The sequence below is a fragment of the Streptomyces sp. NPDC052079 genome, from assembly GCF_040680275.1.
Taxonomy (GTDB): domain Bacteria; phylum Actinomycetota; class Actinomycetes; order Streptomycetales; family Streptomycetaceae; genus Streptomyces.
This window is the reverse complement of sequence record NZ_JBFAWL010000008.1, coordinates 16,961-32,278: the sequence shown is the minus strand read 5'-3', so window position 1 is coordinate 32,278 and position 15,318 is coordinate 16,961. Positions and strand designations below refer to the sequence as shown.

At 73.1% G+C, this 15,318-nt stretch carries 13 protein-coding genes; 5 read left to right on the top strand and 8 right to left on the bottom strand.

Annotated elements, in window-relative coordinates; genetic code table 11:
* Nucleotides 1-262: 262 nt before the first annotated feature.
* A complete protein-coding gene (locus tag AB0L56_RS15250; protein ID WP_361026364.1) occupies nucleotides 263-1,321 on the top strand; it encodes a helix-turn-helix domain-containing protein in 1,059 nt (352 codons plus the stop codon).
* A gap of 340 nt (nucleotides 1,322-1,661) precedes the next feature.
* Here AB0L56_RS15250 and AB0L56_RS15245 read toward each other — a convergent pair whose 3' ends face one another.
* On the bottom strand, nucleotides 1,662-2,102 hold the full coding sequence (locus tag AB0L56_RS15245) for a DUF6299 family protein (protein WP_365423296.1): 441 nt from the start codon (nucleotides 2,100-2,102) through the stop codon (nucleotides 1,662-1,664).
* Between the two features lie 230 nt (nucleotides 2,103-2,332).
* Between AB0L56_RS15245 and AB0L56_RS15240 the strand changes: the two genes are divergently transcribed.
* Nucleotides 2,333-2,527 (top strand): DUF5999 family protein, encoded by a 195-nt coding sequence (locus AB0L56_RS15240; RefSeq protein ID WP_361026358.1) that lies wholly within the window; start codon nucleotides 2,333-2,335, stop codon nucleotides 2,525-2,527.
* Nucleotides 2,528-3,102: 575 nt separating this feature from the next.
* Here AB0L56_RS15240 and AB0L56_RS15235 read toward each other — a convergent pair.
* Nucleotides 3,103-3,501, bottom strand: coding sequence for a RidA family protein (locus AB0L56_RS15235; RefSeq protein WP_365423293.1), 399 nt, complete (start codon nucleotides 3,499-3,501; stop codon nucleotides 3,103-3,105).
* Nucleotides 3,498-4,625 (bottom strand): acyl-CoA dehydrogenase family protein, encoded by a 1,128-nt coding sequence (locus AB0L56_RS15230; protein ID WP_365423290.1) that lies wholly within the window; start codon nucleotides 4,623-4,625, stop codon nucleotides 3,498-3,500. Before AB0L56_RS15230 ends, AB0L56_RS15235 begins: the two co-directional genes overlap by 4 nt.
* Before the next feature lie 115 nt (nucleotides 4,626-4,740).
* Here AB0L56_RS15230 and AB0L56_RS15225 point away from each other — a divergent pair, with 115 nt between their 5' ends.
* Together AB0L56_RS15225 and AB0L56_RS15220 are read left to right on the top strand one after the other, a co-directional pair.
* Entirely contained in the window at nucleotides 4,741-6,351 is a 1,611-nt protein-coding gene (locus AB0L56_RS15225; protein ID WP_365423287.1) for an AMP-binding protein, read from the top strand.
* A gap of 34 nt (nucleotides 6,352-6,385) precedes the next feature.
* Nucleotides 6,386-7,210, top strand: coding sequence for a PaaX family transcriptional regulator C-terminal domain-containing protein (locus AB0L56_RS15220; protein ID WP_365423284.1), 825 nt, complete (start codon nucleotides 6,386-6,388; stop codon nucleotides 7,208-7,210).
* Nucleotides 7,211-7,225: 15 nt separating this feature from the next.
* On the opposite strand, the gene AB0L56_RS15215 is transcribed toward AB0L56_RS15220, so the two are convergent.
* Both AB0L56_RS15215 and AB0L56_RS15210 read right to left on the bottom strand, forming a co-directional pair.
* A complete protein-coding gene (locus AB0L56_RS15215; RefSeq protein WP_365423281.1) occupies nucleotides 7,226-9,541 on the bottom strand; it encodes a bifunctional salicylyl-CoA 5-hydroxylase/oxidoreductase in 2,316 nt (771 codons plus the stop codon).
* Nucleotides 9,542-9,545: 4 nt separating this feature from the next.
* Nucleotides 9,546-10,373: an enoyl-CoA hydratase family protein gene (locus tag AB0L56_RS15210; RefSeq protein WP_365423278.1), complete on the bottom strand. Its 828-nt coding sequence runs from the start codon at nucleotides 10,371-10,373 to the stop codon at nucleotides 9,546-9,548.
* 310 nt (nucleotides 10,374-10,683) lie between these two features.
* On the opposite strand from AB0L56_RS15210, the gene AB0L56_RS15205 reads away from it, so the two are divergent.
* A complete protein-coding gene (locus AB0L56_RS15205) occupies nucleotides 10,684-11,127 on the top strand; it encodes an ATP-binding protein (protein ID WP_365423276.1) in 444 nt (147 codons plus the stop codon).
* A 10-nt stretch (nucleotides 11,128-11,137) separates the two neighbouring features.
* Here AB0L56_RS15205 and argF read toward each other — a convergent pair whose 3' ends face one another.
* The 3 genes from argF to AB0L56_RS15190 all read right to left on the bottom strand — a co-directional run bounded on the left by argF (nucleotide 11,138) and on the right by AB0L56_RS15190 (nucleotide 15,255).
* Nucleotides 11,138-12,145 (bottom strand): ornithine carbamoyltransferase, encoded by a 1,008-nt coding sequence (gene argF / locus AB0L56_RS15200; RefSeq protein WP_365423273.1) that lies wholly within the window; start codon nucleotides 12,143-12,145, stop codon nucleotides 11,138-11,140.
* Between the two features lie 72 nt (nucleotides 12,146-12,217).
* Nucleotides 12,218-13,441, bottom strand: a complete 1,224-nt coding sequence (locus AB0L56_RS15195) for an arginine deiminase (protein WP_365423270.1) — start codon at nucleotides 13,439-13,441, stop codon at nucleotides 12,218-12,220.
* 29 nt (nucleotides 13,442-13,470) lie between these two features.
* A complete protein-coding gene (locus AB0L56_RS15190; RefSeq protein WP_365423267.1) occupies nucleotides 13,471-15,255 on the bottom strand; it encodes an HEXXH motif domain-containing protein in 1,785 nt (594 codons plus the stop codon).
* Nucleotides 15,256-15,318 lie beyond the last annotated feature (63 nt).

The following is a 15,318-nucleotide window of genomic DNA, read 5'->3' as shown; positions in this document are numbered from 1 at the left end:
CGGCGGGACGGACGGATGTGCGCATCCCCGCCCCCTTCCGTTCACCGCTCGACGTCTTCGGGCAGCACTGCTCCCCTCCGGTCCCGGCGCCAACACCTGCCGGTGTCCGGCACCGGAACCTTCCGCAGTGCTCCCCGCGGACCATGGTTCACTGGAGGGACGGGGGCGCGCATTGCCGGTTTCCGGCAATGTTTACTAGGGTCTTCATGCCGACGCGTACACACGAACGCATCAGGGTTGCGTCAAGAGTTGGGGGGACCGCGTGACGGAACGGGAGCTTCCGGAGCAGTATCTCGATGGCTATACCCAGATCCTGGCGGAGGTCGCGGCGACGGGCAGACGCCTCAGCCGCGACGAGATCGCCTCACGGCGGGCCCTGGGGGAAAGGGCCGCGGAGGCGGGCTTCGGTCTGCGTTCCCTCGTCAGCGCGCATCTGACGGCCGCCCGCGGCGCATGGCCCGGCGGCGGGGACTCGGCGGACGGCGCGCTCGCGGCCGTCCAGCAGGTCGTGGACGCGTTCGCCGAGGGCTACGAGCGGGCTCAGCGGCTGGCGGTGCGTCAGGAGGAGGCGGCGCGGCGGGAGTTCATCGACGACCTGCTCTACGGCCGCAGCGATCTGGGCCGGCTCGCCGAACGCGCCGAGCGCTTCGGCCTGCGGCTGTCCCACGAGCACGCGGTCGCCGTCGCGCGGGGCGCGGTCGCCTACGACGAGGGTGACCCGGTGCCGCGGCAGGTGGAGCGCGCGCTGATAGCCCGCTTCGGTGACCGCAGCATCCTGCTCACCACCAAGGACGGCCGGCTGCTGTGCATCGCGCCCGGGCATCAGACGGAGGTGCTCACCCACTTCGCCAAGCAGGCGCACGCCGCCACCGACGGCGGCCAGGTCGCCATCGGCCGCCCGCAGTCCGGGCCGGGCGGGGTGGTCCAGTCGTACGAGGAGGCCCTGAGCTCCCTGGAGATCGCCGAGCGGCTGGGACTGGACGACCCGTTGCTGCGCGCGGCCGATCTACTGGTCTACCCGGTGCTGGCCCGCGACCGCCAGGCCATGGCCGACCTGGTGCACCACACCCTGGGGCCGCTGACCACGGCCCGTGGGGGTGCCCAGCCCCTGCTCGACACGCTCACCGCCTACTTCGACTCCGGCTGTGTGGCGGCGGAGGCGGCGCGGCGGCTCTCGCTGAGCGTGCGGGCGCTGACGTACCGCCTGGAGCGCATCAGCAAACTCACCGGCGCCAACCCCTCCGACCCGTCGCACCGTTACATGCTCCAGACGGCGGTGATCGGCGCACGTCTGCTGGACTGGCCGGGCGCGGGTCCGTGAGCCGGACAGGCCCCTCGCGCGGGGTCTGTCTCGGACGCCGGACGCCGGCCGCCCAGGGACGGTCGCGAAAGCCCCCTCCCTCGGCCTCCAGCCCGGAGGCGCCCCCGGCCGGGCGGGGGTCAGGTGCGCGCTCCGGGGGTCCACCCGGCCCACGGCGAGGAAGTACCCGGTGCGGCGGGTGGGGGCATCCCCCGCGCCTTCAGGCGACGGCGTCGGTCGACGCCGAGGGCGACGGCCGCCGCCGGACGCAGCAGCCGACGGCCCCGGACGCGTACGGTGCCGGCGCCCGGTCACGGCAGGAACGGCGCCGGTGCCCTTCCGGCGGCAGGCCGGGCTCGGGTCAGTCCTGGACCAGGGTGATGTCCTTGTGCTTGACCGCGTGCGGGACGGGCAGCAGGAGGAAGCCACTGGGGCGCAGTTCCATGACCGTCGCCTCGACGTGCGCGGAGCCGGCCTGCAGGTCCTCGACCGTCACCAGGCCGGAGTTCTTCCAGTGGTGCTCCTTGCCGTCGCACACCGCGCGGGTGCCCCCGATGCCGTAGTGGATCCCCGGATCGGACTGGCTGACCGAGGAGCCGACGAAGACGGGTCCGGTGGCGGCGGTGCAGCGGTAAGTGCCGGAGAGGGTGATGGTGCCGTCGGCGGCGATGTGCCCCTGGGCGTCGACCGTCACGGACTCCTTGGGCGGGGCCGGGGCGGCCGCCGAGGGGGCTGCCCCGGCGGTGCCGAGCAGCAGGAGCGCGGCACCGGCCGCGGCACCGAGGAAGGGACGTACAGGCACGGGGAAACCTCCGGGAATGAGTGGAATGAGGCTTTCCAGCAGTACCCGGCCCCAGGGCCCGCGGCCACTCGTCCTCACCCCTTCGGCGGAGGGCATCGGCCGTCGGGGAACCGTCCCGGGATTGTCCTGGAGCTGTCACGTTTCACGGCAGGCCGTTCCGGTGAGTGCGCGGGCGGAGCATGGTCGGTCCATACGACACGTTCGGACCGTCACCGATGTGGAGGTGCGCCATGTGTGCCCACCAGCCTTCCTGCCCCCGGCCCGAGTCCCACGTCCCGCATGTGGTGGCCGCGCACCCCGAGCAGGGGTGGAGCCTGCTGTGCGACGGCGTCATCGTCTTCGACGACACCGGCGAACTGCTCCCCGACGGCCGGGTGATCGCCCCGCACCGGGTCCCCGCCGACCACCTCACGGTCGCTGCCTGACTCCATCCCCGGCGCGGGAGGCGGCCGTATTCGCGGGCATCATCCGGTCCTCGCCCGCCCGGACGACCGGCGCGGGCCGGTCGACGTACCGCAGACCCTGGGCGGCCCGAGCAGTTCCAACCGCCGGACGTGGCTCCCATAGTGCCGAAGTCCCGCCGGATCGCCGGGTCCGTCCGCAGGGGCCGCAGCCACCGGTCGACGAGCTGTTCCGGCACCGGGCGCCCGGCGAGCGCGCGGAAGCCGATCGGGAGCCTGCGCAGCGGTTTCGGGCCCGGTGTGCGGACCATGAGCGGGGTGCCCCCGGGGACCCGGCAGGCCGCGGTGATCATTGTGCCGGGCACGCCCGGCGGGTAGGTGTCGAAGGCCTCGCAGCAGATCAGCAGCAGCCGGGCCGGCCGCTCGAGGTGGCGGGCAGCGACCGTCTGGGCGCGTCCGCAGTCGCTCGAGCCGTACGGCAGGGTCGGCGCGAGGATCCGGTGGCCGGTCCGCATTCCGGCGATGACCTTCCGCCGGACGGAGGAATCGTGCAGGAGTCCGTGCGGCAGCACGTCGCGCCCGTGTTCAGTTCGGCCCGGTCAGGGCAGCAGCGCGAAGCCGTCGAGTTCCACGAGTGCCTGTTCGTCCCACAGGCGGACCACTTCGACGACCGCCATCGCCGGGTAGTCGCGTCCGGCCAACTCCCGCCATACGGCGCCGATTTCCCGGGCGTGGGTGCGGTACGCGGCGACGTCGGTGGCGTACACGGTGACGCGGGCCAGGTCGGCGGGGGCGCCTCCGGCGGCGCGCAGGGCGGCGAGCAGGTTGGTGAGGGCACGGGTGAACTGTGCGGGCAGGGTGTCGCCGACGACCTTGCCGTCGGAGTCGAGCGCGGTCTGGCCGGCCAGGAACACCAGCCGGGAGCCGGTCGCGACGACGGCGTGCGAGAAGCCGGCCGGCGGGGAGAGTTCGGGCGGGTTGACGCGCTCGGCGGTCACCGGTCCTCCAGGTTCTTGTACGACTCCTTGGCGATGATGCCCCGCTGCACCTCGCTGGCCCCCTCATAGATGCGGGGTGCTCGGACTTCCCGGTAGAGGTGTTCCAGCAGGTGCCCGCGCTCCAGGGCGCGAGCGCCGTGCAGTTGGACAGCCCGGTCGACGACGTACTGCGCGGTCTCGGTGGCGAGCAGCTTCGCCATCGCGGAGCGCCGGGGGACGTCGGCGGCGCCCGCGTCGTACGCCGTGGCCGCCGCGTACACCATCAGCCGGGCCGCCTCCGTGCGCAGGGCCATCTCGGCGACCTGGTGGGCGACGGACTGCAGGTCCTTCAACTTGCCCCCGAAGGCGTCCCGCCGGGCGGTGTGGGCGAGGGTGGCGTCCAGGGCGGCCTGGGCCATGCCGACCGCGAAGGCGCCGACGCTGGGCCGGAACAGGTTGAGGGTGCCCATGGCGACCCGGAAGCCGCCGTCCGGCTCGCCGAGCACGTCGTCGGCGCTCACCGGTACGGCGTCGCACCGCAGGGCGCCTATGGGGTGCGGGGAGAGCATGTCGAGGCGGCTGCCGGTGAGGCCGGGGCGGTCGGCGGGGACCAGGAAGGCGGTCACGCCGCGGGCGCCGGCGCCGGGGGTGGTGCGGGCGAAGACGGTGTAGAAGTCGGCGTCGGGGGCGTTGGAGATCCAGCACTTGTCCCCGGTGAGCCGCCAGCCGCCGGGGCCGTCGGGGTGGGCGGTGAGGGACAGGGCCGCCGCGTCCGAGCCGGCTCCCGGCTCGCTGAGCGCGAACGCCGCGACGACGCTGCCGTCGCTCACCCCGGCCAGCCAGCGCTCGCGCTGGGCGGGGGTGCCGTGGGCGTGCACCGGATGGGCGCCCAGGCCCTGGAGGGCGAGGGCGGTCTCCGCCTCGGTGCATCCGTGGGCGAGTGACTCGCGCATCAGGCACAGGTCGAGCGCACCGGAGGTGAACAGCCGGGACAGCAGGCCCAGAGTGCCGAGTTCGGCGACCAGGGCGCGGTTGACCCGGCCGGGTTCGCCCTTCTCCGCGAGCGGGCGCAGCCGCTGCGACGCCAGCTCGCGCAGCTCCGCGCACCAGGCGAGTTGTGCCGGTTCGAGCGAGAATGCGGTCATCGCCGGTCCTTCCCTCGCGGCTGGGCCACTCCGAGGTTATCGCGGACCGTTGACTGTCGTCACCAACACGATACGCTCCTGGTGCGAGCCCACCACGCCAAGGGGGCGAACCGCCATGAACCCACGGGTCACCGCGCACGTCGACACCTTCGCCCGCGAGCATCTCCCGCCACCCGACCAGTGGCCCGAGCTCCGCTTCGACCTGCCGGAGCTGCACTACCCCGAGCGGCTCAACTGCGCCGCCGAACTGCTGAACGGCCCGCCCGACGACCGCCCGGTGTTCCACACCCCCGACGGCGCGACATGGACGTACGGCGAACTACGGGCACGGGTGGACCGGCTGGCGCACATCCTCACCGGCGACCTGGGGGTCGTCCCGGGCAACCGGGTGCTGCTGCGCGGCCCCACCACGCCGTGGCTGGCCGCGTGCTGGCTGGCGGTGCTGAAGGCGGGCGCGGTCGCCGTCACCGTGCTGGCCCAGCAGCGCGCGCACGAGCTGAGCACCATCTGCTCGATCGCCGAGGTGCGCCACGCCCTGTGCGACATCCGGGCCGTGGACGACCTGGCCAAGGCCGAGATCCCGGACCTGAGGATCGTCACCTACGGCGGCGACTCACCGGACGACCTGCTGCGCCGTCCGGCGCCCGGCACACCGTACGAGGCGGTGCCGACCGCCGCCGACGACGTCGCGTTGATCGCCTTCACCTCCGGTACCACCGGACGGCCCAAGGGCTGCATGCACTTCCACCGGGATGTGCCGGCGATCGCGGACACCTTCTCCCGGCACGTGCTCAAACCGGTCCCGGACGACGTCTTCGCCGGCAGTCCCCCGCTGGGCTTCACCTTCGGTCTGGGCGGCCTCGTGGTGTTCCCGATGCGGGCCGGCGCGAGCGCCCTGCTGCTCGAACAGGCCCACCCCGAGCAGCTGTTGGCGGCGATCGCCGAGCACCGGGTGTCGGTGCTGTTCACCGCGCCCACCGCCTACCGGGCGATGCTCGGCGCGGCGGACTCGCACGACCTGTCCTCGCTGCGCCGTTGCGTCTCGGCGGGCGAGAACCTGCCGGCCGCCACCTGGAACGCCTGGTACGAACGCACCGGGCTGCGCATCATCAACGGCATCGGCTCCACCGAACTGCTGCACATCTTCGTCTCCGCCGCCGACGAGCACATCAAGCACGGAACGACCGGAGTGCCGGTGCCCGGGTGGCAGGCGCGCGTGCAGGACGCGGACGGCGTCCCCGTGCCCGACGGGGAGCCGGGCCTGCTCGCGGTGCGCGGTCCCGTCGGCTGCCGCTATCTCGCCGACCCACGCCAGCGGGACTATGTGCGCGGCGGCTGGAACATCACCGGCGACACCTATGTCCGCGACCCCGACGGCTACTTCCGGTACGTGGCCCGCGCCGACGACATGATCATCTCGGCCGGGTACAACATCGCCGGGCCCGAGGTCGAGGACGCGCTGCTGCGTCACCCGGACGTCGTGGAGGCGGCCGTGGTGGGGCGGCCGGACGAGGCACGTGGCGAGGTCGTGGTGGCGTACACGGTGGTCAAGGAGGGCGCCGAGCGCGACGCCGAGGCGCTGCGCGCCTTCGTGAAGTCCGAGCTCGCACCGTACAAGTGCCCCCGCGAGATCGTCTTCGTGGACGCGCTGCCGCGCACGGCCACCGGCAAGCTCCAGCGCTTCCGGCTGCGCGCCCCCGCCGGCCCGGGAGATGACCAGGACTGATGCCGGGGAACAGCGCCCGCCGATACGACCTAAGATGATCAACGTGTCCGACCAGCATGCTCCACGGTCTCTCATCGTCACGCTCTACGGCGCGTACGGCCGCTTCGCGCCGGGCCCGGTGCCCGTCGCCGAACTGATCCGGCTGCTGGCCGCGGTGGGCGTGGACGCCCCGTCCGTGCGTTCCTCGGTGTCCCGGCTCAAACGGCGCGGGCTGCTTGTTCCGGCGCGCACGGCACGGGGCGCCGCCGGCTACGAACTGTCGGCGGACGCACGCCAGTTGCTGGACGACGGCGACCGCCGCATCTACGCCACCGCCCCGCCCCGGGACGAGGGCTGGGTGCTCGCCGTGTTCTCCGTGCCGGAGTCCGAGCGGCAGAAACGGCACGTGCTGCGCTCCCGGCTGTCCGGCCTCGGCTTCGGCACGGCGGCACCGGGCGTGTGGATCGCGCCCGCGCGGCTGTACGAGGAGACCAGGCACACGCTGGAGCGCCTGCGGCTCGACGGGTATGTCGACCTGTTCCGCGGTGAGCACCTCGGTTTCGCCCCCACCGCGGACGCGGTCGCGCGCTGGTGGGATCTGGCCGACATCGCCAAGCAGCACGAGGCGTTCCTGGACCGGCACGCGCCCGTGCTGCGCTCCTGGGAGGAACGGACCGGCACCCCGCCGGAGGAGGAGGCCTACCGCGACTACCTCCTCGCCCTGGACTCGTGGCGCCATCTGCCCTACGCCGACCCGGGCCTGCCCGCCGCCCTGCTCCCCCCGGACTGGCCCGGCACGCGCTCGGCGGCCGTCTTCCAGGCGCTGCACGAACGACTCCGCGACGCGGGCGCCCGCTACACGGCCCTGGAGTCCGCCTGAGCCTGACCAACGGTGTCAGTCACCGCTGAGGGTCAGGCGCGGCTTGGGCGCGTCCGTGCGCCCGGTCTGCGGGCGGCGGCTGCCCGCGCGGTACTGCGGCGGCCAGACCACGCCCGGGCCCTCGTAGCCCTGTTCGGCCGCCGCGTGCAGGGTCCAGTGCGGGTCGTAGAGATGCGGCCGGGCCAGGGCGCACAGGTCCGTACGCCCGGCGAGGAGCAGGGAGTTGACGTCGTCCCACGAAGAGATCGCACCGACCGCGATCACCGGGACGCCGGCCTCGTTGCGCACCCGGTCGGCAAACGGGGTCTGGTACGAACGGCCGTACTCCGGCTGCTCGTCGGCCACCACCTGACCGGTCGACACGTCGATCGCGTCGGCGCCGTGCGCGGCGAAGGCACGGGCGACGTCGACCGCGTCCTCCGCGGTCATGCCGCCCTCCGCCCAGTCGGTGGCGGAGATGCGCACGGTCATCGGCCGGTCCCCCGGCCAGACCGCGCGCACGGCGTCGAAGACCTCCAGCGGGAAGCGCAGCCGCTTCTCCGGTGAACCCCCGTAGGCGTCGGTGCGGCGGTTGGTGAGCGGGGAGAGGAAGCCGGAGAGCAGATAGCCGTGCGCGCAGTGCAGTTCCAGCAGGTCGAAACCGGCCCGCGCGGCCCGCGCCGCGGCGGCCGTGAACTGCTCCCTGAGATCGGTGAGCTGGGCCCGGGACAGCTCCCGGGGCACCTGGCTGCCCGGCTTGTACGGCAGCGGGGACGCGGCGACGAGGGGCCAGTTGCCGTCGTCGAGCGGTTCGTCCATGCCCTCCCACATCAGCTTGGTCGAGCCCTTGCGCCCGCTGTGGCCGAGTTGCACGCCGATCGCGGTGCCGGGCGCCCGCACATGCACGAACGCGGTGATCCGCCGCCATGCCTCGGCCTGCCGGGCGGTGTACAGGCCCGCGCAGCCGGGGGTGATGCGGCCCTCCGGGCTGACGCACACCATCTCGGTCATCACCAGGCCGGCGCCGCCGAGGGCGCGGGCGCCCAGGTGCACCAGGTGGAAGTCGCCGGGAACGCCGTCGGCTGCCGAGTACATGTCCATGGGCGAGACGACGACGCGGTTGCGCAGGGTCAGACCGCGCAGCCGCAGCGGTGTGAACATCGGCGGCATGCCGGGCGGGCAGCCGAACCCGCGCTCCACCGCCTCGGTGAAACGGGCGTCGCGCAGCCGCAGGTTGTCGTGGGTGACGCGGCGGCTGCGGGTGAGCAGGTTGAAGGCGAACTGGCGGGACGGCTGGGAGAGGTAGAGGGGCAGGTTCTCGAACCATTCCAGGCTGGCCCGGGCGGCGCGCTGGGTGGACGCGACGACGGGCCGGCGCTCCGCCTCGTACGCGGCCAGCGCCTCGTCGAAGGAGGGCTGTTCGCGCAGGCAGGCGGCGAGCGCCAGCGCGTCCTCGACGGCGAGTTTGGTGCCGGAGCCGATGGAGAAGTGGGCGGTGTGCGCGGCGTCGCCGAGGAGTACGACGTTGCCGTGCGACCAGCGTTCGTTGACGACCGTGCGGAAGGTGGTCCACGTCGAGTTGTTGCCCCGCAGCGGGCGCCCGCCGAGCGCTTCGGCGAAGATCTTGGCGCAGCGCCCGACGGACTCGGTCTCGTCCATCTCGTCGAATCCGGCGGCGTACCAGACCTCTTCGCGCATCTCGACGATCACGGTGGAGGCGCCTTGGCTCTGCGGCCCGCGGGCGTAGGGGTAGCCGTGCAGTTGCATCACGCCGTGCTCGGTCTCGGCGATCTCGAACCGGAAGGCGTCGAAGGCGAAGTCGGCGGCCAGCCAGATGTAGCGGCAGCGGTGTGCGGTGATCCGGGGCCGGAACACGTCCGCGAAGGCTTCACGGGTGGTGCTGTTGACTCCGTCGGCGGCCACGACGAGGTCGTGGGTCTGCGCCAGGCGGGCCGGGTCGGGGGCCGGGGAGCGGAAGCGCAGGTCGACGCCGAGGGCGCGGCAGCGGTGGTGCAGGATCTGAAGGAGGCGGCGTCGGCCGAGGGCGGCGAAGGCGTGTCCTCCGGAGGTGTGGCGGGTGCCCCGGTGGACGATGTCGATGTCGTCCCAGCGGACGAAGTCGCGTTGCAGGGCCGCGTAGACCTGCGGGTCGGCGTGCTCGATACCGCCGAGGGTCTCGTCCGAGAGGACGACGCCGAAGCCGAAGGTGTCGTCCGGGGCGTTGCGCTCATAGAGGGTGATCTGGCGGCCGGGGTCGAGGCGTTTGAGCAGCGCGGCGGTGTACAGACCGCCGGGCCCTCCGCCGATGATCGCCACGCGTTGCCCCCGGGGGTGTGCGGTGCCGTGCGTCATCCGGTCACCGCCCCTGCCACTTCGGAGGGCGCTTCTCCGTGAAGGCCGCGTGGAACTCGGCGTAGTCCTCGCCGGTCATCAGGAGGGCCTGGGTGGAGGCGTCCAGTTCGACCGCCGCCGCCAGGGGCATGTCCAGTTCAGCGGTGAGCAGGGCCTTGGTCTGGGCATGGGCCAGGGCGGGGCCGTCGGCGAGGCGGCGGGCCAGGCTCCGGGCGGCCTCGTCGGCATGGCCCTCGTCCGTCAGTGCGCTGATCAGGCCGATCCGCTCGGCCTCCGGGGCGCGCACCGGATCGCCCAGCATCAGCAGCCGCGTCGCGTGCCCGAGGCCGACGACCCGCGGCAGCAGATACGCGGCGCCCATGTCGCCGCCGGACAGGCCGACCCGGGTGAAGAGGAAGGCGAAGCGGGCGCTGGGGTCGGCGACCCGGAAGTCGGCGGCCAGGGCGAGGACGGCGCCCGCGCCCGCCGCCACTCCGTGCACCGCGGCGATCACCGGGAACGGGCACTCCCGTACGGCGCGCACCACCTGGCCGGTCATCCGGTTGAAGTCGAACAGCTGGGCGGTGTCCATGGAGAGGGTCGCGCCGATGATCTCGTCGACGTCGCCCCCGGAGCAGAAGCCGCGCCCCTCGCCGGCCAGCACCAGGGCGCGCACCGCCCGCTCCCGGGAGAGCTCGGCGAGCAGGTCGCGCAGGTCGGCGTAGGCGCCGAAGGTGAGCGCGTTGCGCTTGTCGGGGCGGGCGAGGGTGACGGTCGCGACGCCGTCGTCGAGGTCGACGCGCAGATGCTCCCAGCGCGCGGTGCGGGCGGCGGAACCGGTGAAGGGACTCATGAGGGCGGCCTCCTCGGGCGGGCACTGCGCTGCTCAGTGAGCTCTGCCCCTCGAAGTTATCACCTCTTGGTGACTGTCGTCATGAGCGCGCGATACCGTTCGGGGGCCGTCACGTCCGTCACGGCTCGTCGACACGCCGGTAACGGTGCGAGCGGCGGTGCGAGGCCGGGCGCCGGCGTGGGTAAGCCGCTCAGTGCCGGGGCCGGACGCCCCGGCCGGCGCCCGGGCAGGACTCCGGGGCCCGCCCCCCTCGAAGGGGTGGCACCGGTGCGCCGTACGATGGACGGCTGAACGCAGGAGCACCTGCTCCATGAACGGACCCGCTGTGCACGAACCCTTCGCTGCTTCCACCTCCTGGCGCGTAGCGCTGCCGCACTCGACCGCGGCAGTGCCGGTGGCGCGTGCGCTGGTCCGTACGGCACTGGCCGAGCGGGAGCACTCCGCCGACAGCGACACGGCGGAGCTGCTGACGGCGGAGCTGGTGGCCAACGCCGTGGAGCACACCTCGGGGAGCGCCCCGATAGAGCTGGTGGTGCGGCTGCTGCCGACCGGGTTCCAGGTCGAGGTGCACGACGCCGACCCGGCGCCGCCCCGTGACCTCACCCGTCCGGTGATCGGCATGCCCGACCCCTGGCAGGAGCACGGGCGCGGGCTGCTGCTGATCCGCTCGCTGAGTTCGTCCTGCGGTCACCGCCCCACCGAGTCCGGCAAGGCGGTGTGGTTCCGGCTGCCGGGACAGCGGCGCCCGCGCTGAGCGGGCGGTCTCAGGCGAGGGTGGCGACCAGGACCGCCTTGATCGTGTGCATACGGTTCTCCGCCTCGTCGAAGACCACCGAGTGCGCGGACTCGAACACCTCGTCGGTCACCTCCAGCGACCCCAGGCCGTGGGCCTCGTACACCTCACGGCCCACCTGCGTGCCGAGGTCGTGGAAGGCGGGCAGGCAGTGCAGGAACCCGACGTCGGGGTTGCCGGTGGCGCGCAGCACGTCCATGGTCACCGCGTAGGGCGCGAGCGCGGCGATCCGCTCGTCCCAGACCTCCTTGGGCTCCCCCATGGAGACCCAGACGTCCGTGGCGACGAAGTCGGCGCCCGCGACGCCCTCGGCGATGTCCTCGGTGAGCGTGATGCGGGCCCCGCTGCCGGCGGCGAGTTCGCGGGCCCGGTCGACGATCTCCTGGGCGGGCCAGTAGGTCTTCGGGGCGACGATACGGACGTCCATGCCCAGCAGGGCCGCGGTGACCAGGTAGGAGTTGCCCATGTTGAAGCGGGCGTCGCCCAGGTAGGCGAAGGCGATATCGGTGAGCGGCTTGGCGCTGTGCTCGGTCATGGTGAGGACATCGGCGAGCATCTGGGTGGGGTGCCAGTCGTCGGTGAGCCCGTTGAAGACAGGCACGCCGGCGTACCGGGCCAGTTCCTCCACCTTGGCCTGGCTGTCGCCCCGGTACTCGATGCCGTCGTACATCCGTCCCAGCACCCGGGCGGTGTCCTTCACCGACTCCTTGTGGCCCATCTGCGAGCCCGCCGGATCGAGGTAGGTCGTCGAGGCGCCCTGGTCGGCGGCGGCCACCTCGAACGCGCAGCGGGTACGGGTCGAGGTCTTCTCGAAGATCAGCGCGATGTTCCTGCCCCGCAGATACTGGTGCTCGGTCCCGGCCCGCTTGGCTGCCTTCAGCTCGGCGGCCAGTTCCAGCAGGCCGAGGAACTCCTCCGCGGTGAAGTCCACCTCCTTGAGGAAGTGGCGGCCGGCGAGGGCGGTCGGAACAGTCGCCATGGGGCGCTCCAGGGATGGGGGAACACGAACCATTGGAAGTGTATACGACAAGTTGTATTTCTATACGGCGCTCTATACGGCGTCTCGCTCTACGGGACAGCTCATGCAGCGCGGCCCTCCCCTGCCCCGGCCCAGCTCGCTGCCCGGGATTTCTATCACCTCGATGCCCTGCTTGCGTAGATGGGTGTTGGTGGTGGAGTTCCTTTCGTAGGCGACGACCACGCCCGGTTCGACGGCCAGGACGTTGCAGCCGTCGTCCCACTGCTCGCGTTCCGCGGAGTGCACGTCCTGGGTGGCGGTCAGCACCCGGATCTCGCTGAGCCCGAGCGCGGCGGCGATCGCGCGGTGCATGTGCTCGGGCGGATGGTCGGTGACCTTCAGTTCCTTCTCGTCGGAGCCGGGCTCGATGGTGTAGGAGCGGAGCATGCCGAGGCCCGCGTACTGGGTGAAGGTGTCGCCGTCGACCATGGTCATCACGGTGTCCAGGTGCATCAGGGCGCGTCTCTTCGGCATGTCGAGGGCCACGATGGCGCGGGCCGAGCCGGCCGCGAAGAGTTTGTGCGCGAGCATCTCCACGGCCTGCGGGGTGGTGCGCTCGCTCATGCCGATCAGCACCGCGCCGTTGCCGATGACCAGCACGTCCCCGCCCTCGATGGTGGACGGGTAGTCGGCCTGACCCTCGGACCAGACGTGGAAGGTCTCCTCCCGGAACAGCGGGTGGTGCCGGTAGATCGCCTCGAAGTGCACGGTCTCGCGCTGCCGGGCGGGCCACCGCATCGCGTTGATGGAGACACCGTCGTAGATCCAGGCGGAGGTGTCCCGGGTGAAGAGGTGGTTGGGCAGCGGGCGCAGCAGGAAGTCGTCGAGCTCCATGACGTGGAAGCGCACGGAGATCGGCTCCGGGTGGGAGTCCAGGAACTCCCGCTTGGTCATCCCGCCCACCAGGATGTCGGCCAGTTCGGGCGCCGGGAGGGTCTCGAAGGCGGCGCGGAGGTGGTCCGCGGCCAGCGGGCCGTACTCCTTCTCGTGGAAGACCCGGTCCAGTACGAGCGCGCGGGCGTCGGGCAGCGCGAGCGTCTCGGAGAGCAGGTCGCCGAAGAGATGGACGGTGACACCGCGCTCGCGCAGGACGTCGGCGAACCCGTCGTGCTCGGCGCGCGCCCGGCGCACCCAGAGCACGTCGTCGAAGAGCAGGGCGTCCTTGTTGCTGGGGGTGAGCCTTTTGAGCTCGAGATCGGGCCGGTGCAGGATGACGCGGCGCAGCCGCCCGGCCTCGGAGTCGACGTGGTAGGTCATGCCTTCATCCTGACCACCCGGGCGCGGGTTCACCCCCGGTTCGGCACATCCGCGCTCCGCCGTCCGTCGCCCGGCGCCCCGGACAGCAGCAGCTCCGGACGGGCCAGCAACCGGCGGGCGGCGGGGCCCGGCTCCAGCGCCGCCCGGGCGACGATCCATCCGGCGAGCAGGTGCGGGTCCCCGGGCTTGCGTTCCAGCTCCTCGGTGTACCCCTGGAACGCGGCTCGCGGGGCCCCTGCGGCGAGGTGCTCGTCCGGGGTGCGGGGCGCGGCCGGCGGCACGGCGAAGGCGTGGGTGCGGACGTCGGGCCAGGAGGAGCGACCGGACCGGAAACGGAGGCCGTCGGGAGCGGCGGCGGGGTTTTCGGGTGGCACGGAGTGCCCTTCCGGTCCGGGGAGGGCGGTGGGCCCGGTAGGCGAGGGCGGGGCGAGGTTGCGCAGGCGCCACTCGGTGCGGTGCAGGGCGGCGGCGATGCGGGCCCGGGTACGGGCGGGTGGGGCGACGGGTTCGCGCAGCCAGCTGTCCAGGCTGCGGGCGAGGCCCCCGACCAGGGCGCGGCCGGCCCCGGTGAGCCGGCCGCTGGTGAGCAGGGTGCGCACGACGAGGCGGCTCTGCGTCCGGCGCAGCGCGAAGTGGTAGGCGGCCGTCTCCGCGTGCTCGGGGTCGGACAGCCGGTCCCGCCAGAAGCCCGCGACGCCGGTGAAGGCGTAGGCGCCGTGCAGCAGGCCGGTGAGATGGCGGGGGTCGGGGCGCCACGGTGCGTAGTAGCGCTCCGCGCGGTCGTCGGTCAGCAGCGGGAAGAGGTGGATCAGGGCGGCGAGCTTGCTGTGCTGGAACTCGTGGACCAGCGCCTCGGCCAGGGCGAGCGCCGAGGAGGGGCGGGCGATGACCATGGCGCCGTACGCGTCACCGCTGGACGCCGACACGCGCACCTCGGGCGGCGGCGGGGGCAGCGGGCTGGTCCGCGCCCAGGGGACGACGGCGCGGATCGCCGCGGGGTCGAGTCGTCCGGGCCCCGGTCCGGGCGCGGTCGCGAGGAGCGCCACGGCCTCGTCGAACAACCGCTGCCAGGCCCCCGCCTCGTCGTCGTCCAGCCGGGCGGGCGCGATGGGGTCGTCGAGGTCGCGATAGGGGTCCAGGTCCTCCAGGGGGATGGCGACTTCTCCGGCCGGGGTGGTGTGCGTGAGGGTGCGCAGCGGAAGCCAGTGGGGGTCGGCGGGCGCTGCGTCACCGACGGCCGCCGGGGCGGGACGGCAGGTCAGGGTCGACCGGCGGCCGTCGGGGGTGGGTCCGCTCAGGGTCAGTTCCCCGGCGCGGGTGCTGGCCGTGCCCACCGTCAGGCCGGACGACCCGTGCGGGAGCCGGGACAGTCCGAGGCCGGGCAGGGACAGCGCGCCGTCGTCCAGCGGAACACGCAGAACCGTTTCGGTACCGGCGTGCAGCGAGGCGGCGACCGCGAGGGCGTTCAGTCTGCCCGCCTCCGCCCACAGGGGCGGGCCGGTCGCGGTGCCGTGCACCCGGCGCAGCAGGTGGGCGATCCAGGCCCCGGTGGCCGGGGCGAGCAGCAGCCGCTCGGCCGGCTCCGGCGCGTGCTCCGCCGACTCCTTGAACACGCGCCAGGCCTCCGGCACCGGGGTCAGCGGAGTGGGCAGGTCCCGGATGCGCGTCAGCAGGGTCCGCAGCAACAGCAGCCGGCGTGCCCGTTCGCCCCGTTCGAGAAAGGCGACGGCCGCCGCGGAGCCACCGCCGGCGGCCAGTTCCGCGAAGAGGCGTTCGGGCATGCGGAACGGGACGGTGCGCGGCTCGCTGGTCATGAGGAACGGGACCTCCGGTGACGGATGCGGGCAGGAAGCCGGCGGCCCGTGGGGACCTGGTCC